The sequence below is a fragment of the Nocardioides allogilvus genome (genome assembly GCF_003047285.1).
GTDB lineage: Bacteria > Actinomycetota > Actinomycetes > Propionibacteriales > Nocardioidaceae > Nocardioides > Nocardioides allogilvus.
Genome location: NZ_PZYX01000002.1, coordinates 73,582 through 94,744, shown reverse-complemented (window position 1 = coordinate 94,744; position 21,163 = coordinate 73,582). Strand labels below are relative to the sequence as shown.

Below are 21,163 nucleotides of genomic sequence, written 5' to 3'. Positions count from 1 at the left end.
CCCATCCGGGACGACGGGGGCGCCGAACACACCCCGGAGGTGCGGATGGACACCCACGACGACTTCGTGGCCGCGCGCCGTTCCTCGCTGGTCGAGGAGTTCGGCGGGGGAGCGAGGGCCGAGGCCGCCGTCGACCGCGCGCTGGCGCGCTGCCAGCGCGGGTGGCGCAGGCTCGAGCAGACCACCGACGTCGAGGCACACGTCCGTGACCTCGTCGCCGAGGAGCTCGAGCGTCCGCGGCGCCGACGGTTGACGCTGTACGCCGTCGGGGTGCTCGCCCTCCTCGTCGCCGGCGCGGTGGTCGTCTCGCTCCTGCCCGCGCCGCCCGCCGTGCGCGAGGAGGCCAACCGGGTCCCGGTGCCGTGGTTCGCCGACGGCGAGCTGCACCTGGCCGACGTCGTGGTGTCGCTGCCCCGTGCCGGGTCGTTCGTGCCGCTGGCCGACGGCGTCGTGATCGAGCACGAGGACGGCTCGCTGCTGATGGTCGCGGCCGACGGGGACGTGTCGGACTTCGACGAGGCCATGCCCGAGGAGCCGGCGCCGGACCTGCCGCCGCCGTCCGAGGGAGGCACCCCGGGTGACCGGCGCCTCGACGTCGTCCTCGCGCCGGGCGGCGAACCCGTGCACCTCATGGAGATCTCGCTGTCCCGGCACGAGGCCGAGATCTACCTGCGCCAGTCCGAGACGGTGCGCAGGATGTTCCTCGTCTGCCGCGATCGCGACTGCACCTCGATCCGCCGTGTCGTGGTCGCGGGCGCCGACGTGCGCCTGCGCTGAGACCTGCCGAGTCCGCAGTATTGTCGGCGCATGCAGGCCTACCTCGACCTCCTCCAACGGCTCCTCGACGACGGGGTGGAGAAGTCCGACCGGACCGGCACGGGCACCTACAGCGTCTTCGGTCACCAGATGCGGTTCAACCTCGCCGAGGGCTTCCCGCTGGTGACCACCAAGAAGATCCACACCCGGTCCGTCTTCGGCGAGCTGCTGTGGTTCCTGCGCGGCGACACCAACGTCAAGTGGCTCAACGACCGCGGCATCTCGATCTGGGACGAGTGGGCCGACGACAACGGTGATCTCGGCCCGGTCTACGGCTACCAATGGCGCTCCTGGCCGACGCCCGACGGGCGCCACATCGACCAGATCGCCCAGGTCGTCCAGCAGATCAAGGACAACCCCGACAGCCGCCGGCACATCGTCTCGGCCTGGAACGTCGCCGACATCGGCGACATGGCGCTGCCGCCCTGCCACACCCTGATCCAGTTCTACGTCGCCGACGGCAAGCTCTCGTGCCAGCTCTACCAGCGCTCGGGCGATGTCTTCCTCGGCGTCCCGTTCAACATCGCGTCCTACGCCCTGCTGACCCACATGGTCGCCCAGGTGTGCGGCCTCGAGGTCGGCGACTTCGTGCACACGATCGGTGACGCCCACCTCTACTCCAACCACGTCGACCAGGCGCGCCTCCAGCTCACCCGCGACGTCCGCCCGCTGCCGCGACTGGTGCTGAACGAGTCGATCACCGAGATCGACGGCTTCGACCTCGAGGACATCGGCCTCGAGGGCTACGACCCGCACCCCGGCATCAAGGCACCCGTTGCCGTCTGAGGGCTCGGGCCGCGTCACCCTGGTCGCGGCGTACGCCGATGGGCGCATCATCGGCGACGCGGGCTCGATCCCGTGGCACATCAGCGAGGACTTCGCCCACTTCAAGGCCGTGACCATGGGCGGCGTGCTCGTCATGGGCCGCGCGACCTGGGACTCGATCGGTCGCCCGTTGCCCGGACGCACCACGATCGTGCTCACCCGGTCGACGACCTGGCAGCCCGGCTTCGACGGGGTGCTCGTCGCGCACTCCCTCGACGAGGCGCTGGGCCTGGCCGCCTCGCTCGGTGAGGTCTTCGTGGTCGGGGGAGCGCAGGTCTACGAGCTCGCGCTGCCGCGGGCCACGCACCAGGTGCTCACCGAGGTCGACCTCGCGCCGCCCGGTGACGCCCGCTATCCCGTCTTCCCGCTCGACGAGTGGACCGAGGTGCGCCGGGAGTCGCGGCCCGACCTCGGGCTGGACTGGGTGTGGTGGGAGCGCGTCAGCCGCGTCGTCGAAGACAGCGGTATCTGACGGTCACTGGGTGACTGTGGACCACCGCTGTCCTGCGTCGCTCAGGAGTAGCGGTGGCTCTTGGCGGCGTGGCCGTGCTCGCGGGTGCAGGACCGCCCGCTCATGTTGCGGTGACCGCACAGGGCGGTCTCCGCAGCCTCGGTGGCAGCGGGCTCGGCAGCCTTCTTCGCCGGTGCCTTCCTGGCGGTCGTCTTCTTCGCCGTCGCCCCAGTCGCCGCGGGCTGCTTCGCAGCCGGGGCGGAGGTCTTGGCTCGTGCGGCATTCTCGGCGTAGCGCGCCTCGCGCATCGCTCGCAGTGCGTCCATCTTGCTCATCGTGTCTTCACGACGCACACGCTAGGCGACGGCACCGACAGCGCCAGCCGGGAGCCACGGCTCAGAGCTTGACCAGCTTGCGGTAGGGGCTGGTGATGCGCATGGCCTGCCCACGGAAGTCGACGGTGACCGCTGCTGGCTCCATGCCGATCACCCGTCCGACGCCGTGTGCGTCATGGCAGACCAGGTCGTCCATCGCAAACGTCTCGATGGTCGGCTCGGGTTCGGCCTGGAAGGGACTGCTGGCGAGGTGGCGGCGCACTGGAGTAGACATCAGTACCAGTATGCGCCTCTGGCAAGGCCGTGGCCTACTCATGGGTCCCGGGCGGGATAGCCTGACCCCTATGACAACCGCAGCACCGTTCGGCCGCCTGTTGACCGCGATGGCCACGGCGTTCCACGACGACGGGTCGGTGGACCTCGAAGCAACGGCCAAGATTGCCCGACATCTCGTCGACAACGGCAACGACGGAGTCGTCGTCAGCGGCACCACCGGAGAGGCCCCGACCACCACCGTGGCCGAGGACGGCCAGATCCTGCAGGCCGTCATGGACGCGGTCGGCGACCGTGCCTCGGTCATCGCCGGCGTCGGCACCAACGCGACCGCCCACTCCGTCGAGCTGGCCGAGCAGGCCGCCAAGATCGGCGTCCACGCAGTGCTGCTGGTCACGCCCTACTACAACAAGCCGAGCCCGGCCGGGGTCCTGCACCACTTCCGCAGCGTGGCCGAGGCCACCGACCTGCCGGTGATGCTCTACGACGTCCCCAGCCGCTCGGGCATCCCGATCGCGCTCGAGACCTACGAGCGGGCTCGTGAGCTCGCCAACGTCACCACCGTCAAGGAAGCCACCGGCGATCCTGCCCACACGGTCGCGCTCACCCAGCTCGGCTACACCGTCTACTGCGGCGACGACGCCGCGACGCTGGGTTACCTCGCGTACGGCGCCGCCGGACTCGTCAGCGTCGTCGGCCACGCCGCAGGACGCGAGCTCAAGACCATGATCGAGGCCTACCTCGCGGGCAACCAGCGCGAGGCCCTCGAGATCCACACCCGGCTCGTGCCGGCCTTCGACGCCGTCATGGGCGTCACCAACTACGGAGCTACAACCGCCAAGGCAGCCCTGGAGCTGCTCGGCGTGCTCGACAACCGGAACGTGCGAGGTCCGCTCGTTCCTCTCGACGACGACGAGGTCACCGCGCTCCGCGCCGGGCTCGCCGCGTCGGGCCTGATCTGAGGAGTCCCTTGAGCCATCCGCATCCCGAACTGAGCACGCCCGCGCCACTGGTCGAAGGGGGCCTGCGCGTCATCCCGCTCGGCGGCCTCGGCGAGATCGGTCGCAACATGACTGTCTTCGAGTACGACGACCGGTTGCTGATCGTGGACTGCGGCGTCCTGTTCCCCGAGGACCACCACCCCGGCGTCGACCTGATCCTCCCCGACTTCGACCCGATCCGGGGCCGGCTCGACAAGGTCGAGGCGCTGGTGCTGACCCACGGTCACGAGGACCACATCGGCGCGACGCCGTACCTCCTGCGCGAACGCGGCGACATCCCGCTCGTCGGCTCGGAGCTGACCTTGGCCCTGCTCGGCTCCAAGCTGCGCGAGCACCGTCTCAAGGAGACCGTGCACCACGTCGTGGCCGAGGGGGAGACGATCACCTTCGGGCCCTTCGTGCTGGAGTTCATCGCGGTCAACCACTCCATCCCCGACGCGCTCGCGGTCGTCATCCGCACCGGCGCCGGCGTCGTGCTGCACACCGGCGACTTCAAGATGGACCAGCTCCCGCTCGACGGCCGGATCACCGACCTCAACGAGTTCGCGCGGCTGGGCGACGAGGGCGTCGACCTCTTCATGACCGACTCCACCAACGCCGAGGTGCCGGGCTTCACGACCTCCGAGAAGGACATCGCGCCGGTCCTGGAGGGGGTCTTCCACAAGTCCGCCCAGCGGATCATCGTGGCCTGCTTCGCCTCGCACATCCACCGGGTGCAGCAGGTCATCGACGCCGCCGTCGCCAACGACCGCAAGGTCGCCTACGTCGGTCGCTCGATGGTGCGCAACATGGCGATCGCCAAGGAGCTCGGCTACCTCAAGGTGCCGGCCGGCGTGCTCGTCGACGCCAAGGAGCTGGCCGACCTGCCGGTCGAGCGCCAGGTGCTCATCTCCACCGGGTCGCAGGGCGAGCCGCTGAGCGCGCTGAGCCGGATCGCGCAGCGCACCCACTCCTTCGTGCACCTCGAGGAGGGCGACACGGTCGTCCTGGCCAGCTCGCTGATCCCGGGCAACGAGAACGCCGTCTACCGCGTGATCAACGGTCTCGCCCGCTGGGGCGCCAACGTCGTGCACAAGGGCAACGCCCTCGTGCACGTCAGCGGTCACGCCAGCGCCGGCGAGCTGCTCTACTGCTACAACATCGTCAAGCCGCGCAACGTGATGCCCATCCACGGCGAGATCCGGCACATGCGTGCCAACGCCGCGCTCGCGATCGCGACCGGCGTGCCGGCCGACCGCGTCGTCATGGCCGAGGACGGCGTCGTGGTCGACCTCGTCGACGGTGTCGCGAAGATCGCGGGCAAGGTCGCGTGCGGCTACGTCTTCGTCGACGGCTCCAGCGTCGGTGACATCTCCGAGTCCTCCATGAAGGACCGCCGGGTGCTGGGCGAGGAGGGCTTCATCTCGGTGATCGTCGTCGTCGACTCGGTGACCGGCAAGGTCTCCGGCGGGCCCGAGATCCACGCCCGCGGCTTCGCCGAGGACGACTCCGCCTTCGACGCCATCAAGCCGCAGATCATCGACGCGCTCGCCAAGATCGCCGCCGACGGGGGAGCCGACTCCTACCAGATGCAGCAGACCGTACGCCGCGTCGTCGGTCGCTGGGTGAACAAGAGCCTGCGCCGCCGGCCCATGATCATCCCGGTCGTCATCGAGGCCTAGTCACGGACGGTCGCGACACCGCGGCCTCCCCTGACACAGCTTCCGAGACACACAGAGGGCCCCGGCACCAGGTGCCGGGGCCCTTCGTGTCATGCGGTCGATCAGGGTGTCAGCGGCGACGCCCCTCGGTGCCTGCCGCGGTGGCGGCGGGCGCCGGGCACGTGGCCACCTCGACGTTGTCGACGGCCCAACCCTCGAGGCCGCCACAGCCGTCACGACCGATGTCGAAGCGGAACGTGACGGTGTCTCCTGCCTTCACACCGGCCTGGGTCAGGTCGACCTGGGAGGTGCCCCACGAGCCGCCGATCTCGCCGCCGTCGGTGCCGGTGAACCCGTCCTCGCCTGCCAGCGGGTTGGTGTTCGTCGAGGCGTCGAAGATCTTCGAGGGCTTGTTGAAGGTGTAGGCAGCGGCGGGGATGACCATGAAGTCGCCACCGTTGATGCTGACCTTGACGTTGCCGCCGTCATAGCCCGACTCCGTCGAGACGTAGTGCTCGAAGGACAGGCGTGCCGCGCCGGCGGCCGGGATGCTCACCGACGGACTCGTGATCGAGTCCCGGCTCGAGAAGTCCCCGGCGCCGTTGGAGCACTGACCACGGTCGGGGGCGGGGCCGAAGGCCACACCACCTGCGTGGTCACCGGGTGCGGTGGACGAGGCCTCCCACGGCTGGCCGAAGCCACCCGCGAACACGACCTGCTGCGAGGCAGTCCAGCCGGCGAGTCCGTCCTCGAAGTCCTCGGACCAGACCTGCGTCTCGGTGCCACCCTCGCCGCACAGGGCGGGGGTGTTCGGGTCGAGCAGGGGCTTGAAGTTGCACTGCACCGGGTCGGTGCGCAGCTCCACGGCCGCGGCCATGTTGCCGACCTGAGCGCAGTCGGCACGTCGGATCGAGTCGGCCGGGGCGGTCTTGGCGTTGGCCGCCGTCGTGAGGGTCGCGATGGGCTGACCGACGAGGTCGAGGCACGACGCAGCCAGGGCGTCGGCGTGGTCGGCGAAGTCGGTGGTGGGCGTCTGGTAGTCCACCATCGCGCGGAAGTAGATCGCCGCGGACTTGTCGAGGCCCAGGCCCTTGACCGTGACACCGTTGTAGGTGCCGCCGTCGACGAGCAGCGCATAGCCGTGGTTGGGCACCCCGGAGTTGCTGTGCACGCCGCCGCCGTCGTCGGTCGCGCAGTAGTACTCCGCGTCCGAGACCTTGCCCGGGTCACCGTGGCAGGTGGGCGACCACATGTCGCGGATCGCGCCGCCGAAGGCCGAGGAGTCCTCACCCATCAACCAGCGGTAGGTGTCGGCACGGTCGCCGGAGGCGTCCTTCATCGTGATGTTGACCGGGCCGTTGGGAAGCTCGGACTTGATCAGGTTGCCGTCGCTGAGCCGGATGCGCACCGCCGGGATGGTGATGGCCGGGTCGACACCGGACATGCCGGAGGGGGTGGCCTCGACGTTGTCCGCGACGAGCACGGCGGTGGCGCCGGCTGCCTGGGCGTTCTTGACCTTGATGGTGAAGGCGCAGGAGCCGCGATCCACGAGCGCGACCTTGCCGGCAACGGCTGCGCCGTTGGTCAGCGCGGTGCAGGCGTCGGAGGTGCTCGGGCTGGGGGTGCCGTCGGGCAGCGGCTGGCCGTTGTCGACGGCCAGGACCACGTCGCCGGACACGCCGGCGCCGTCGAGCTGGGGGCCGAAGGAGGCCGCGCCGGCCTCGCACTCCTTGGCGATGGTGGCCGGGGAGTTGATCAGCACGATCGGACGGGCGGGGGAGTGCGTGGAGCACACGCCGACCTGTCGCTTCGCGGTGATGTCGCCCTCGTCGGCGTCCATGCGGCCGTTGATCAGGTCGACGGTCTCGCCCCAGATGTCGGAGTAGGACTCGTTGAGCGCGCCCGACTGCCACTGGTAGATGAGGCCGTGGGTGTACTCGGTGTAGGCGTGGCCCCACTCGTGGGCGACGACGTCGTCGGAGGAGACCCCCGAGCAGTAGTTGGTGGTGACGCCGTTCCAGTTGGCGTTGGGGCACGAGATGCGCGGGTCGTTGTTGACCGTGATCATCTTGTGGCCGGCGTCGTCGTAGGAGTCGCGACCGAAGGCGTTCTTGAAGAACCAGTAGGACTCACCGGTGGCGAGGACCTCGTTCTGCTGGTCCACGTCGAGGCGGCCGGGGAACTTGTCGCCCTCCTTCCACTTCAGCCCCTTGCGGGCGTAGGTGGCTTCGTAGAGCTCGCGGTAGAGACCGTCGTGGATGAGGGAGTAGCGGTTGACCAGCTTGCCGGTGGCGGCGTCGAGGGTCAGGACGTCGCGCACGTTGGCGTCGTTGGAGACCTCGACGATCCAGGCGAGGATCGCCTTGCCGGCTTCGCCCTTGGTCGAGCCCAGGCGGTAGACCGCCAGCTCGGTGGAGGCGGCGCGGATGCCCGTGGTGTCGGCGTCACCCTCGTGGCCGGGCGGGTTGGCGCGCACGGTGCCCACCGCGCGCTCAGCGGCTCCGGCAGCGGTGATCCGCGGCGTGGTCGACAGCGACAGGTCCGGCGCGGCGTAGCCGTTGACGGACGTCAGGTCGCCCTGCTTGTCGACGTGAGCGCGCAGCATCGAGCCGAACACGGGCACGCCCTTGTAGGCCTGGGTGTAGCTGACCGTCCAGCCGGACGCCGAGGACGTGACGCCCTCCTGCGTGAGCTCACCGGGTCGCGCGCCGAAGTTGGCGGCGTACTTGGCGAGGTAGGCGTCGGCCTTGGCGGCAGCGGCGGACTTGCTCGATGCGCCTCGAGAAGGCATGAGGTCGCCGGACTTCTGGGTCAGGCGGATGAAGCCGACTCGCTTCGTCGCGCTCTCGCCGGACACGGCGACGAGGCCGTCGGCCTCGTTCTTCATGGCTTGTACGCCGTTGTCGGCGGCGGCCGCGGACGTCGCGGCCGGGGTTGCTTGCGCCTGCAGCGACGGAACGGCAACGAGGCCGGCTCCGAGCATCGCCAGCGCGACTCCTTGCTTGAGGAGCTTCACGGGGGTTCCTCCCAGTTCGATTGCCACCCGGAGCCGAGGTGTGTCCGAGTGATCCACGTCACCATACGAATTGTGACGTGACACCGATAGCCCTCATCGAGAGTTGTTTGTAACAATCTCTGGTGGCAGCTGACTGCCGGGCCCCCGCTTCTTCACTCAGCTGTCCGTCAGGCGATGACCCTCACACGGACGCTGTCCTTGCTGCGCAGCGTCGTGACGGACCCGAGGTAGGTGGCCGCCACCTTGTGCTTCCCGACGCGGAGCAGGCGCCTGACCTTCAGCACGGCGCGGCCGTCCTTGAGTCGGACGACCTTGAGCCGCGTGCCATCGAGCTTGAGCTTGACCTTCCCGTCGACGTCGACCACCGAGCTGACCTTGACGATCACCTTGAAGGCCTTCCCACGCACCACCGTCCGCGGCTTGACCTTGATCTTCGTCGACGTGGCCGCCTTGGCAGGTGTCGTCGGTGTGGTGGTCGGTGTGGTGGTCGGGGTCGTGGGCGTGGTGGTCGGGGTCGTGGTCGGCGTGGGCGTGGGCGTCGCCACGACCTCACAGGCCTCGACGACGACGTTGTCGACGTACCAGCCGTCGATGCCGTTGCAGCCGTCGCGTCCCATGTCGAAGCGGAGCTTGACCGACGCACCGGCCGCAGCGACCTTGGCGAGGTTGATCACCGAGGTGCCCCACGCCCCGGCCATCTGACCGCCGTCGGTGCCGGTCCAGGCGGCTTCGCCACCCATCGGGCCGGCATCCGGGTCGAGCGTGCCGCCAGGCGCGTTGTGGAGGTAGGCGTCGGCGGGCACGAGCTGGAAGGCTCCGCCGTCGACGCTGACCTTGACGTTGCCGCCGTCCCAGGTCGCCTCGGTCGCCACGTAGTGGTCGAACGAGAGCCGCGGCGTGGCGCCGGCCGGCACGGTGATGGCCGGGCTGATCAGGCCGTTGCGGCTGGTGAGGTCACCAGCAGCGCCGCTGCAGGATCCCTCGACCGGGTCCGGGCCGAACGCGACACCGCCGGCGTGGCCGGCGGGGGCGGTCGTGGATGCCTCCCAGGCGATGCCGGAGCCGTCGGGGAAGCCGATCTCCTCGTCCTGGGTCCAGCCCTCGAGGCCGTCCTCGAAGTCCTCGGTGTAGCTGGCCTTCGTGACCGTTCCCGTGCCGCACTCGAGCTTCGGAGCCCCCGGCGCCAGGAGCGGCTGCCAGTCGCACTGCGCGCTCGGGTCGAGGCGCAGCTCGGTGTCCGCGATGGCGGCCGTCACCTTGGCGCAGTCGGCCGCAGTGGTGCCGCCCACGACGAGCTCAGGCTCGACGACGCCGCCGTCGGACCCGTCCGGGTCGGTGGGGTTGCCCAGCGTGACCTTCTCGAAGCTGATCCCCGTCAGGTCCGCGCACGACGCCTCCAGTCCGTCGGCCAGGTCGGGGAAGTAGGACGACGGGGTCAGGTAGTTGGTCTGGGCGTGCCAGAACAACCGCGCCGCCTTGTCCAGCCCGATGCCGCTCGTGCCGGAGCCGTCGATGCCGTCGACCAGGATCGCGAACGTGCGGTTGACGACGCCCGAGTTGGAGTGGACGCCACCGCTGTCCTCGGACCCGCAGGTGTACTCGGCGTCGGAGACCTGGCCCGGGTCGCCGTAGCAGTTCGGGTTCCACATGTCGCGGATCGCGCCACCGAAGGCCGGGTCGGACTCCCCGGAGAGCCAACGGTGGGTCGGGTCGGCGGGGGAGGGCTTCGCCTCGATGTGGAACGACACGGGCCCGCCGGCGGACTTGAACTTCGCACCGTCCGCGTTGGAGACCATGACGCCGTAGATCTCGGAGTTGCCGGCCATGGACCCCAGGGTCTGCGTTGGTGTGTTGCCGACGACGATGCCCAGGGCGCCGGCAGCCTCCGCGTTGTCGATCTTGACCGCGAACGAGCACAGGCCGCGGTCGACGTAGACCCACTTGCCGGTGATGACGGCGGCGTTGGTGAACGGGGAGCAGCCGTCGGTCGTGGTGCCGATGGTGGTGCCGCTCCCGTCCTTCTCCGCCTTGTCGATCCCGACGACCGCGGTGGCGTTGACGCCGGCCTGGGTGATGACCGGGCCGAAGGACGCGGGGACGTTGACGCAGGGACCGGCGACGGAGGCGGGCGCCGTGATCGTCATGTTGGTGGCGGCCCTGGTGTACTCCGAGCACCGTCCCGGGGTGCGGTGCACCGTGGTGCCCGAGCCGGGCTCGCCCACCTCGTTATGGCGGGTGTTGAGCATGTCGACGGTCTCGCCCCAGATGTCCGAGTAGGCCTCGTTCATCGCGCCGGCCTGCCACTGGTAGATCAGGCCGGAGGTCGACTCGGTGTAGGCGTGGCCCCACTCGTGGGCGACGGTGTCGTCACCGGTGACGCCGGTGCAGTAGTTGGTGGTGACGCCGTTCCAGTTGGCGTTGGGGCAGCTGATCCGCGGGTCGTTGTTGACCGTGATCATCGTGGCGCCGTTGCCGTCCCAGGAGTCGTAGCCGAAGGTGTTGCGGAACATCCAGTAGGCCTCGCCGGCGCCCCGGACCTCGTTCCGGTGGTCCTCGGTCATGTGGGGGGCGGGGTAGGGCTCACCCTCACTCCAGACGTGTTCGTAGCCGGAGAAGTCCTGGCGCGCCTCGTAGAGCTCGCGGTCGAGGGCGTGGGCGATCATCGACCAGCGGTTGAGCGGCTTGCCGGTGGCCGCGTCGAGAATGAGCGTCTCGCGGATCGTCGACCTGTTCCAGACCTCGACGACCCAGGCGAGCCTGGCCTCGCCGTCGATCCCGCGGGTCGAACCCATGCGGTAGATCTCCAGGTCGGCCGAGCGGACGGTGAGGCCGTCGGCGAAGGAGGCGGGCAGGCCGTCCTCGTGGCCGGTGGGCTTGGCCCTGACCGCGGCGAGGGCGCGCGCCGATGCTTCGTCCTCGGAGACGGTGGGAGTGACGGAGAGGTCGAGGGCGGGAGCCGCGAAGCCGTTGACCGACGTCAGGTCGCCCTCCCGGTCGACGTGCGCCTTCAGCTCCGCGGCGAACACCGGGACGCCCTGGTAGCTCTGCTCGTAGGTGACGGACCAGCCGGCGCGGTCGGCGTGGACCTCGGCCTGCTCGAGCTCACCGGCGCGGGCACCGAAGGCGGGGGCGAACTTCGCGAGGTAGACGTCGGCCTTCGCAACGGCGCTCGCGCGGTCGGTGGCGAGCCGGCCGGGCATCAGGTCGCCCTTGGTGCGGACGAAGCCGAGCTTGCCGGTCGCGACCTGGTCGTTGACGACCACAGGCCGATCAGCCTGGTCGCGCACCTGCGCCAGCAGCGATTCGCTGGCCGGTGCTGGCGCTGCCTGCGCTCCGAGGCTGGGCATGGCCGCCAGACCAGCCCCCACCATCATCAGCGCAAGCCCCGTCCTGAGCGGCTTCACGTGGGGGCTCCTTCCCTGCTCCCGGACGCGTCTCGCCCGGAGACCCTGCAACACCATTGGGAGCATTGTCCGTCACTGGCCCCTCGAGCGGATGGTTTCGTGCGACACCTGCGCTTGACCCGTTTGTCCGCCGGTGACCGGGCTGAGGGGGGCCGGCAGATGTCGACCGACACGCAACTGTGATGCATGGGGCTGGTGTGACTTGGGACTAGGGTCGAACCATGGCGACCCGTACGTCTTCCCCGCCGGGTTCGCGGAGTTCGAGCACGTCCAAGACGAGTGCGAGCACGCGATCTCGGGGTACCAGTTCCAAGCGACCGACCACCAGACCGGCTCGCGGCTCTGCCGCGCCCGCACGCGGCTCGGCCAAGGCCGCCGCCAAGGGGCGCTCGCGCGCTCCGGCGAAGCGACCCGCGCCCCGCGCCGTACGCAACGGTCCCGGACCCGTCTCTCGCACGTTCGGCGCGCTCGGTCACGTCGTCGCCTCGATCTGGCTGGGCATCGCCCACACGGTCGGCGCGGTCGCGCGCTCGATCGGGCGCTCGGCCCGTGACCTCGAGCCCGAGCACCGCCGCGACGGCGCCGGGCTGTTCCTGATCGCGCTGGCCCTGGTGATCGCGGCTGCGGTGTGGTGGCAGCTGCCCGGCGGCGTGATGGAGTTCCTGCGCCAGATGACCGCCGGCGCCGTCGGCAAGGTCGGCTGGCTCGTGCCGTTCTTCGTCCTCTATGCCGGATGGCGCACGCTGCGCGACCCCGAGCACAACGGCCCCGTCGGGCGCCAGGTCATCGGCTGGTCCGCCTTCGCGCTGGGCCTGCTGGGCATCGTCCACATCGCCAACGGCAACCCGCAGCCCGAGCTCGGCGACGCCAGCCAGCTCCAGCAGGCCGGCGGTGCCGTGGGCTTCGTGATGTCGAGCCTGCTGCTCGACCTGCTGCGCACGGCGTACGTCGTCGTGCCGGTGCTGGTCCTGCTCGCGTTCTTCGGCGTCCTCATCATCACCGCGACGCCCGTCTACCAGATCCCGACGAAGCTGGCCGCGACCCGCGACAAGCTGCTCGGGCGCACGCCGCCGAGCCCCGAGGACGAGCTGGCCGACACCGGCACCCGGCCGATCCGCACGCGCCGCAGCAGCATGCTCGACGAGATCGACCCGGAGATGGGCGACAAGCCCTACGACACCCCGATGCTCGAGGACCGCGAGGTCAAGAGGCGCCGCAAGAAGAAGGACGAGGCCGCCACCGAGCCCGGCGTCGACCTCGGCATCGACCTGTTCGCCGACGCCCCCACCGAGGTCGCTCCGGTCGTGGAGCCCACGGTCGACGGCACCGGCGAGCTCGTCGCGCCGCCGCACACGCCGCTGCCGCAGCGGGTCGAGCAGCTCGCGCTGTCCGGCGACATCACCTACTCACTGCCCAGCAACGAGGTCCTCAAGCCCGGGTCGGTGCACAAGCAGCGCTCCAAGGCCAGCGACGCGGTCGTCGAGCGGCTGATGCAGGTGATGGACGAGTTCGGCATCGACGCCGCCGTCACCGGCTACACGCGCGGACCGACGGTCACCCGCTACGAGGTCGAGCTCGGTCCGGCCGTCAAGGTCGAGAAGGTCACCGCGCTGTCGAAGAACATCGCCTACGCGGTCGCCTCCGCCGACGTGCGGATCCTGAGCCCGATCCCGGGCAAGTCCGCGATCGGCATCGAGATCCCCAACGTCGACAAGGAGATCGTCTCCCTCGGCGACGTGCTCCGCTCCAACACCGCGCGCTCGGACCACCACCCGATGGTGGCCGGCCTCGGCAAGGACGTCGAAGGCGGCTTCGTCGTCGCCAACATGTCGAAGATGCCGCACCTGCTGGTGGCCGGCGCCACCGGCTCGGGCAAGTCGTCGTTCATCAACTCGCTGATCACCTCGATCCTGATGCGCTCGACGCCCGACGAGGTCCGGATGATCCTGGTCGACCCCAAGCGGGTCGAGCTGAACGCCTACGAGGGCGTCCCACACCTGATCACCCCGATCATCACCAACCCCAAGAAGGCTGCCGAGGCACTCGCCTGGGTCGTGCGCGAGATGGACATGCGCTACGACGACCTGGCCAACTTCGGTTTCCGCCACATCGACGACTTCAACAAGGCGGTGCGGGGCGGCAAGGTCGAGGTGCCGCCCGGGAGCGAGCGCAAGCTGGCGCCGTACCCCTATCTCCTGGTCATCGTCGACGAGCTCGCTGACCTGATGATGGTCGCCCCGCGCGACGTCGAGGACTCGGTCGTGCGGATCACGCAGCTGGCGCGTGCGGCCGGCATCCACCTGGTGCTCGCGACGCAGCGACCGTCGGTCGACGTCGTGACCGGCCTGATCAAGGCCAACGTGCCGTCGCGGCTCGCCTTTGCGACCTCGTCGCTCGGCGACAGCCGCGTCATCCTCGACCAGCCCGGTGCGGAGAAGCTCGTCGGACAGGGTGACGGACTCTTCCTGCCGATGGGCCAGAGCAAGCCGGTCCGGGTCCAGGGCTCCTGGGTCACCGAGGCCGAGATCCACCAGGTGGTCAGCCACTGCAAGACGCAGCTGGAGCCCACCTACATCGAGGACGTGACCGCGCCCGCCGCGGCCAAGCGCGAGATCGACGACGACATCGGCGACGACATGGAGCTCGTCATCCAGGCCGTGGAGCTGGTCGTCTCGACGCAGTTCGGCTCGACCTCGATGCTCCAGCGCAAGCTCCGCGTCGGCTTCGCCAAGGCCGGCCGACTGATGGACATCATGGAGAGCCGCGGCGTCGTCGGGCCCAGCGAGGGCTCGAAGGCGCGTGACGTGCTGGTGAAGCCCGATGAGATCGATGCAGTGATTGCCACACTTGAGGGGGACGCGTGATGGGTGCTGCCGAACTTCGCGACACGGACCTGGAGTCCGCGGCCGGCTCGGAGACGACGGAGTCGTTGTCGCTGACGCCGGACGCGGTGGAGGTGCGCCGCAACGCAGGCCTCGCCGCCGGCGTCGGCGCGATCGCCTCGGCGGTCGCGATCGCCTACCTCGCGCGAGCCGTGGGCGGAGGGGGAGCGCTGGACTGGTTGCTGGCCACGGTCATGGGGCTGCTGGGCGGCTACTGGCTGCTCACCTTCGTCGATGCCCGCACGCCGTTGCTCGTGGCCGATGCCCACGGAATCCGGATCCGTCTGGGCCGCACCTGGCGCGGGTTGCCGTGGAGCGCGGTCGAGCACGTCGAGCACACGCCCCGACGCGGGCTGCTGCGCGACGGCCGCCTCGTCATCAGCGCACACAACGAGGAGAAGCTGCTCGCCGAGCTCGACTCCTCCGGACGTCGCCAGGCCAAGCTCTCCACCCGGTTGTACGGCGCGCCGTTCGCCGTACCCCTCGGGCTGGCCACGCAGGTCGTGGGTGCAGGCGACGACCTGGGCACCGCGCTCGAGCAGGTCGCCCACCAGGCCGGTGACGTCGTGGTCATCGACCCGACGCTGGCCACCGCCGTCGAGGAGAGTGAGCCGGTCGAGACCGCGCCCCTCGACGAGGAGGACGACACCCCGCACGCCCGTCCCTCGCTGCGCGACCCGCGGCCGTTGCTGGCCGCGGGCATCGCCAAGCTCGCGTCCATGGCGCCGAAGCGCCGACAGGTCGACGCGGGCGAGGACCTGCTCGACGAGGTCGAGGACGACGTCGACGTGGACGTCGAGCTCGACGACGAGCCCGTCGTCGCCAGCGAGACGCCCGCGCCGCTGCGCGAGTCCACGGCCGGTCGGCGCAGCGACGCGCGCCTCGACCTGCCCGTCGAGGAGACCGAGCTCGAGGGTCGCGAGCTGCGACGCCCGGGCAGCGTCAGCCTCGTCGAGGACACCCAGGTCTGGGGTGATCGTGTGCGTCCGATCGCCAAGGGCGGCGACGCGGTCGACCCGATCGTGCTCGACGACTTCGAGGTCGAGCCGGCCGTCGACCCCGTCATCGGACCGGAGCTGGCCGCGGCCCGCACGCGGCTCGGCCTCAGCGTCGACCAGCTGGCGGATCGCACCCGCATCCGCCCACACGTCATCGAGTCGATCGAGGTCGACGACTTCGCCCCCTGCGGCGGTGACTTCTACGCCCGCGGGCACCTGCGCACGCTCGCGCGGGTGCTCGGTGTCGACGTGGCGCCGCTGCTCGCGTCCTACGACGAGCGCTACGCCCACGCCGAGATCAACCCGCGTCGGGTCTTCGAGGCCGAGCTGGCCACGGGCGCCAACGGCTCGATCCGCAGCACGCGCGGCGGCCCCAACTGGTCGATGCTCGTCGCCGTGGTGATGGCCCTCGTGCTGTGCTGGTCCATCGCGCGCCTGGTCATGGACGCCCCGCCGGAGCTGCGCGGCTCGGCGCCCGTCCTCAACGGGTCCGGTGGTCCCGGTGGCGGTGGCTCGACCAGCCTCGGCGACCCCGTCCCGGTCGTGCTGAGCGCGACCACCGGCGGCGCCCACATCGTCGTGCGTGACGGTGCCGGCGAGATCGTCTTCAAGGGCAACCTGGCCGTGGGCGACACCAAGGAGCTCGACGCCGCCCCGCCGGTCCGCGTGCAGACCACCGACGGGGCCGTCACGGTCTCCCTCGACGGCGAGGACGCCAAGCCGATCGGCGAGTCCGGTGTCGCCGGGCAGGGCACCTACGTCGCCCGCTGACTCCAGCCCTCTCGATGGCCCCGTCTCCTCGTGAGACGGGGCCATCTGCGTCTGTGTGGCGACCCCCACGCGCGCCACGAAGGGGTCTCGCAGGCGCTGAACCGGCATACTCGGACAGCGATGACGACTACTTCTGCTGCCCCCGGCCGGCTCACGAACCCGGCTGCTGCCGAGACCCCGATGAGCGTGGCCGTGGTGACCCTCGGCTGCGCCCGCAACGAGGTCGACTCCGAGGAGCTCGCTGGCCGCCTCGAGGCCGGCGGCTTCGTGCTCGTCGACGAGCCGGAGGACGCCGACACCGTCCTGGTCAACACATGTGGCTTCGTGGAGGCCGCCAAGAAGGACTCGGTCGACACGCTGCTCGCCGCGGCCGACCTCAAGGAGACCGGCAAGACGCAGGCGGTGGTGGCCGTCGGGTGCCTGGCCGAGCGCTACGGCAAGGACCTCGCGGAGTCGCTGCCCGAGGCCGACGCGATCCTCGGCTTCGACGACTACCCCGACATCGCCGCCAAGCTGCGCTCCATCGTGGCGGGCGAGGTCCACCATCCCCACACGCCGTCCGACCGCCGTCGCCTGCTGCCGATCTCGCCGGTCGACCGCGACGCCTCGGCGATCTCGATGCCCGGCCACGCCGACAACCTCCGGGCCGACACGGCCGAGATCGGCCAGGGTGCGCCGGCGACCGGCCCCCGGGTCGTACGCCGCAGGCTCGACGCCGGCCCGATGGCCCCGCTCAAGCTGGCCAGCGGCTGCGACCGCCGCTGCTCGTTCTGCGCGATCCCCAGCTTCCGCGGCTCGTTCGTGAGCCGCCGCCCGAGCGACGTCCTCCAGGAAGCCCAGTGGCTCGCGACCCAGGACATCAAGGAGCTCTTCCTCGTCAGCGAGAACTCCACGTCCTACGGCAAGGACCTCGGTGACCTGCGCCTGCTCGAGACGATGCTCCCCGAGCTCGCCGCGATCGAGGGCATCGCGCGCGTGCGGGTGTCCTACCTGCAGCCGGCCGAGACCCGCCCCGGCCTGATCGAGGCGATCGCCGACACCCCGGGCGTCGTGCCCTACTTCGACCTGTCCTTCCAGCACGCCAGCGCGACGGTGCTGCGCCGGATGCGTCGCTTCGGTGACCCGGAGAGCTTCCTGGACCTGCTCGCCCGGATCCGCAAGCTCAGTCCGCTGGCCGGTGTGCGGTCCAACGTCATCGTCGGGTTCCCCGGCGAGACCGAGGACGACCTGCAGACGTTGTGCGACTTCCTCGAGGCCGCACGCATGGACGTCACCGGCGTCTTCGGCTACTCCGACGAGGACGGCACCGAGGCCGCCACCTACGACGGCAAGCTGGACGACGACGAGGTGCGGGCCCGCACCGAGCACGTCACCGCCCTCGTCGAGGAGCTCAACGCGCAGCGCGCCGAGGAGCGGATCGGCGAGACCGTCAGCGTCCTGGTGGAGTCCGTTGGTTCTGATGGGGTCGAAGGCAGAGTTGAGGGTAGGGCCGAGCACCAGGGCCCCGAGGTCGACGGCACCACCACCCTCGACGGCTCGCAGGCCCGGGTCGGCGACCTCGTCACCGCGGAGGTGATCGCCACCGATGGTGTCGACCTCATCGCCGTACCCCTCGACAACGACGGAGACCACTCATGACCACCACCGAGAACCAGGTCTCCAACTTCAACATCGCCAACGTCCTGACGACGTTGCGCATCGTGCTGGTGCCGGTGCTGGCGTGGGCGCTGCTCCACGACGGCGGCGACTCCACCATGTGGCGCTGGATCGCCTTCGGGATCTTCGTCGTCGCGATGATCACCGACAAGATCGACGGTGACCTCGCCCGCAAGCACAACCTGATCACCGACTTCGGCAAGATCGCCGACCCGATCGCCGACAAGGCCATCACGGGCATGGCCTTCATCGGGCTCTCGATCGTCGGCGACATCTGGTGGTGGGTCACGATCGTCGTGCTGATCCGCGAGTGGAGCGTGACGCTGCTGCGCCTCTCGGTGCTCAAGCAGGTCGTCATCCCGGCCGCCATGAGCGGCAAGATCAAGACGACCTTCCAGGCGATCGCGCTGTCCGGGCTGATGCTCCCGCTGCCGCACGGTGACGCCCACGGCGGCGCCTTCGACGCGTGGGGCGGCTTCGGTGAGGCGCTGTTCTACCTCAGCCAGGTGTTCCTCGCCGGCGCCGTGGTCATGACCCTGTGGTCGGGCTACGAGTTCTTCCGCGCGGTGTGGCAGCAGCGTCGTACGCCGACTGCCTGACACCTCCCTGAGGACCGTCTGACGAGTCGCTCGAGAACGGACAACGCCCGCCCCGGGCCGGGTTAGGGTGTCGCAAATCACCTGTCCGATCGAAAGGTACCTCGTGTCAACATCACGTCTGGGCCGCCGCCTCCTCGCCGCTGCCACCGCAACCGGCGTCCTCGCTGCGCCCCTTGCAGTTGTCGCCGTCACCGCAGCTCCGGCCAACGCCGCAGTCGTTGCGGTGCGCGTCCTCAACTTCAACGACTTCCACGGTCGCATCGACTCCAACACGACCAAGTGGGCCACCACCATCGAGCAGAACCGCGACGCCAACACGTTGCTGCTCTCGGCAGGTGACAGCATCGGAGCCTCGCTGTTCGCCTCGGCCTACAACGACGACAAGCCCACCATCGACGTGCTGAACGCGCTCGAGGTCGGAGCCTCGGCCGTCGGGAACCACGAGTTCGACAAGGGTTTCGCCTGGTTCAAGTCGCACGTCGTCGACGGCGGCGCGACCGCACCCGACGGCACGGCCTACCCGAAGGCGGCCTTCCCCTACCTCGCGGCCAACGTGGTCGACGCCAGCGGCAACCCCGTGCTGCCCGCCTCGACCCAGCTGACGCTCAACGGCGCCAATGTCTGCGTCATCGGCGCGGTCACGCAGGAGACCCCGACCCTGGTCAGCCCCGGCGGCGTGGCCGGCCTGACCTTCTCCGACCCGGTCGCCGCGGTCAACAAGGAGGTCGCCCGGCTCCAGGCGGCGGCCGTCGACTGCGACGCCACCATCGCGACCTACCACGAGGGCGCACCCAAGCCCGACGCCGTCGCCACGCAGGCGCAGCAGGAGACCGAGAGCGCTGTCTTCCGTCACATCACCCAGGACACCGTCCCCGCGGTCGACGTGATCTACAACGGGCACACGCACCAGAAGTACGCCTACAACAACGGTCGCCCGGTCCTGCAGTCCGGCAACTACGGCGACTCGATCGGCAAGCTCGACATGACCATCGACACCGACGCCAACACGGTGAGCGTGCTCGGTGCGGCTGTCCTGAACCGCGTGACCACGGCCGACAACACCCTGCCGCGCGTCGCGGCCGTCAAGTCGATCGTCGATGCCGCGCTGGCCGCCTCCAACGTCATCGGCGACCGCAAGGTCGGCACCATCTCCGCCGACATCACCCGGGCCGACGAGGACCTCGTCGCCCCCGGTGTCCAGGAGGACCGCGGCAGCGAGTCCACGATCGGCAACCTGGTCGCCGACGCCCTGCGTGAGGTGAAGATCGCGGCCGCGGGCAAGACCCCGGTCATCGGCATCACCAACCCCGGCGGACTGCGCGCCGACCTGCTCTTCAAGGGCGACCTCACCACCAGCCCCGAGAACCTCGACGGAGTGGTGACCTTCGAGGAGGCCAACTCGGTCCTGCCCTTCGTCAACAACATCAGCTATGTCGACGTCACCGGCGCGACCCTGAAGAAGATCCTCGAGCAGCAGTGGCAGCCTGCGTCCGCCAGCCGCACGTTCCTGCACCTCGGTGTCTCCAAGAACGTGCAGACGATCCTCGACCCGTCCCGCCCGGTCGGTGACCGCGTCGTGTCGCTGACGATCGACGGAGCGCAGGTGGACCCCAAGAAGACCTACACCGTCTCCACGTTCAGCTTCCTGGCCCAGGGCGGCGACAACTTCACCGCGTTCACCGAGGGCAAGTCGGCCGACACCGGCGCCATCGACCGTGACCTGTGGATCGACGGCTATTTCAAGGACGGCGTCACCAAGTCACCGTCCGCGATCAAGCGCCAGATCTTCGCGACCGGCCTGAAGAGCACCTACCGGTCGGGGGAGAAGGCGACGATCGTCTTCGACAAGCTGAACATCAACTCGCTGGGCATCGCACCCAACACCAAGCTCGACCTGGTGAAGATCAACCGCGACAGCTCCACGGCGACCTTCGCCTCGGTCCCAGTCACCAACGGCCAGGCCCGGGCAGTCTTCACGGTTCGGGGTGGCAAGGCGCTCCGCCTCGTCGCGCAGGGCTCGAAGACGACCATCGAGCGCCCGGTCACGCAGGGCAAGCCGACGCTCGTCGCCAAGGTGTTCCCGAAGGCGAAGTTCATCAAGTCGAAGAAGACCAGGGCTCGGGTCAAGATCAAGCTCACGTCCGACGTCGCCATGCCCGTCAAGGGCCGCGTGGTCGTTCGCGTGGCCGCTCGCAAGTACACCGCCAAGGTCAAGAACGGCGTGGCGAAGCTCAAGCTGCGCACGTTCTCGCGACCCGGGAAGTACCGCATGGTCGTGCAGTTCAAGGCCAACGAGAGCTTCCAGGGCGTCCGCAAGACGACGACGCTGCGCATCAAGCGCTGATCGCCGCCTCCGGGGCGGGCCGGGTTCGCTCGGCCCGCCCCGGAGGGTTTCGTCCCGCGCGGTGCCCCGCACGTCGGTGCGGCGTTCACCTGCGGTTGCCCCGCACCTGCTCTGGTGCACGCGGACGCTCGGGGTCCACCACCACTCATCGC

At 69.8% G+C, this 21,163-nt stretch carries 14 protein-coding genes; 10 read left to right on the top strand and 4 right to left on the bottom strand.

What is annotated here, in order from left to right:
* The first annotated feature begins 45 nt into the window (after window positions 1-45).
* Genes C9J87_RS03710 through C9J87_RS03700 form a run of 3 tightly spaced genes read left to right on the top strand, consistent with a single transcriptional unit; the run spans window position 46 to window position 2,113 of the window.
* Window positions 46-777 (top strand): hypothetical protein, encoded by a 732-nt coding sequence (locus C9J87_RS03710; protein WP_107704796.1) that lies wholly within the window; start codon window positions 46-48, stop codon window positions 775-777.
* A 30-nt stretch (window positions 778-807) separates the two neighbouring features.
* Window positions 808-1,602 carry a thymidylate synthase gene (locus C9J87_RS03705; protein ID WP_010833321.1) on the top strand — a complete coding sequence of 265 codons (795 nt, stop codon included), beginning with the start codon at window positions 808-810 and terminating at the stop codon, window positions 1,600-1,602.
* The gene (locus C9J87_RS03700) at window positions 1,592-2,113 is read left to right on the top strand and encodes a dihydrofolate reductase (protein WP_107704795.1); all 522 of its coding nucleotides are present in this window, start codon (window positions 1,592-1,594) and stop codon (window positions 2,111-2,113) included. The genes C9J87_RS03705 and C9J87_RS03700 overlap by 11 nt, the downstream gene beginning before the upstream one ends.
* Window positions 2,114-2,154: 41 nt before the next feature.
* On the opposite strand, the gene C9J87_RS03695 is transcribed toward C9J87_RS03700, so the two are convergent.
* The gene (locus C9J87_RS03695; protein WP_036490827.1) at window positions 2,155-2,418 is read right to left on the bottom strand and encodes a hypothetical protein; all 264 of its coding nucleotides are present in this window, start codon (window positions 2,416-2,418) and stop codon (window positions 2,155-2,157) included.
* Window positions 2,419-2,488: 70 nt separating this feature from the next.
* Entirely contained in the window at window positions 2,489-2,701 is a 213-nt protein-coding gene (locus C9J87_RS03690; RefSeq protein WP_036490829.1) for a hypothetical protein, read from the bottom strand.
* Between the two features lie 70 nt (window positions 2,702-2,771).
* On the opposite strand from C9J87_RS03690, the gene dapA reads away from it, so the two are divergent.
* Entirely contained in the window at window positions 2,772-3,662 is an 891-nt protein-coding gene (dapA, locus tag C9J87_RS03685; RefSeq protein WP_107704793.1) for a 4-hydroxy-tetrahydrodipicolinate synthase, read from the top strand.
* An 8-nt stretch (window positions 3,663-3,670) separates the two neighbouring features.
* Window positions 3,671-5,362 (top strand): ribonuclease J, encoded by a 1,692-nt coding sequence (locus tag C9J87_RS03680; RefSeq protein WP_010833325.1) that lies wholly within the window; start codon window positions 3,671-3,673, stop codon window positions 5,360-5,362.
* A 109-nt stretch (window positions 5,363-5,471) separates the two neighbouring features.
* Here the strand turns inward: C9J87_RS03680 and C9J87_RS20400 are convergent, their stop codons facing one another.
* The gene (locus tag C9J87_RS20400; protein ID WP_107704792.1) at window positions 5,472-8,357 is read right to left on the bottom strand and encodes a M4 family metallopeptidase; all 2,886 of its coding nucleotides are present in this window, start codon (window positions 8,355-8,357) and stop codon (window positions 5,472-5,474) included.
* Between the two features lie 167 nt (window positions 8,358-8,524).
* On the bottom strand, window positions 8,525-11,761 hold the full coding sequence (locus C9J87_RS20395; protein ID WP_157953113.1) for a M4 family metallopeptidase: 3,237 nt from the start codon (window positions 11,759-11,761) through the stop codon (window positions 8,525-8,527).
* A gap of 221 nt (window positions 11,762-11,982) precedes the next feature.
* Here C9J87_RS20395 and C9J87_RS03665 point away from each other — a divergent pair, with 221 nt between their 5' ends.
* From C9J87_RS03665 to C9J87_RS03645, 5 genes are all read left to right on the top strand, one after another.
* Window positions 11,983-14,625 (top strand): FtsK/SpoIIIE family DNA translocase, encoded by a 2,643-nt coding sequence (locus C9J87_RS03665; RefSeq protein WP_010833328.1) that lies wholly within the window; start codon window positions 11,983-11,985, stop codon window positions 14,623-14,625.
* Window positions 14,625-16,412, top strand: coding sequence for a helix-turn-helix domain-containing protein (locus C9J87_RS03660; protein WP_107704790.1), 1,788 nt, complete (start codon window positions 14,625-14,627; stop codon window positions 16,410-16,412). Before C9J87_RS03665 ends, C9J87_RS03660 begins: the two co-directional genes overlap by 1 nt.
* A gap of 120 nt (window positions 16,413-16,532) precedes the next feature.
* Complete coding sequence (gene rimO / locus C9J87_RS03655) at window positions 16,533-18,050, top strand: 30S ribosomal protein S12 methylthiotransferase RimO (protein ID WP_010833330.1); 1,518 nt, start codon at window positions 16,533-16,535, stop codon at window positions 18,048-18,050.
* Entirely contained in the window at window positions 18,047-18,667 is a 621-nt protein-coding gene (gene pgsA, locus C9J87_RS03650; RefSeq protein ID WP_107704789.1) for a CDP-diacylglycerol--glycerol-3-phosphate 3-phosphatidyltransferase, read from the top strand. Before rimO ends, pgsA begins: the two co-directional genes overlap by 4 nt.
* Window positions 18,668-18,770: 103 nt before the next feature.
* Window positions 18,771-21,011, top strand: a complete 2,241-nt coding sequence (locus tag C9J87_RS03645) for a bifunctional metallophosphatase/5'-nucleotidase (RefSeq protein ID WP_157953112.1) — start codon at window positions 18,771-18,773, stop codon at window positions 21,009-21,011.
* The last annotated feature ends 152 nt before the right edge of the window (window positions 21,012-21,163 follow it).

Excerpts from the sequence above, each read along its gene's own strand:
- pgsA (WP_107704789.1), top strand. The coding sequence starts at position 18,047 with ATGACCACCACCGAGAACCAGGTCTCCAACTTCAACATCGCCAACGTC.
- rimO (WP_010833330.1), top strand. The coding sequence starts at position 16,533 with ATGACGACTACTTCTGCTGCCCCCGGCCGGCTCACGAACCCGGCTGCT.
- C9J87_RS03705 (WP_010833321.1), top strand. The coding sequence starts at position 808 with ATGCAGGCCTACCTCGACCTCCTCCAACGGCTCCTCGACGACGGGGTG.
- dapA (WP_107704793.1), top strand. The coding sequence starts at position 2,772 with ATGACAACCGCAGCACCGTTCGGCCGCCTGTTGACCGCGATGGCCACG.
- C9J87_RS03695 (WP_036490827.1), bottom strand. The coding sequence starts at position 2,418 with ATGGACGCACTGCGAGCGATGCGCGAGGCGCGCTACGCCGAGAATGCC.
- C9J87_RS03665 (WP_010833328.1), top strand. The coding sequence starts at position 11,983 with ATGGCGACCCGTACGTCTTCCCCGCCGGGTTCGCGGAGTTCGAGCACG.
- C9J87_RS03710 (WP_107704796.1), top strand. The coding sequence starts at position 46 with ATGGACACCCACGACGACTTCGTGGCCGCGCGCCGTTCCTCGCTGGTC.
- C9J87_RS03690 (WP_036490829.1), bottom strand. The coding sequence starts at position 2,701 with ATGTCTACTCCAGTGCGCCGCCACCTCGCCAGCAGTCCCTTCCAGGCC.
- C9J87_RS03660 (WP_107704790.1), top strand. The coding sequence starts at position 14,625 with ATGGGTGCTGCCGAACTTCGCGACACGGACCTGGAGTCCGCGGCCGGC.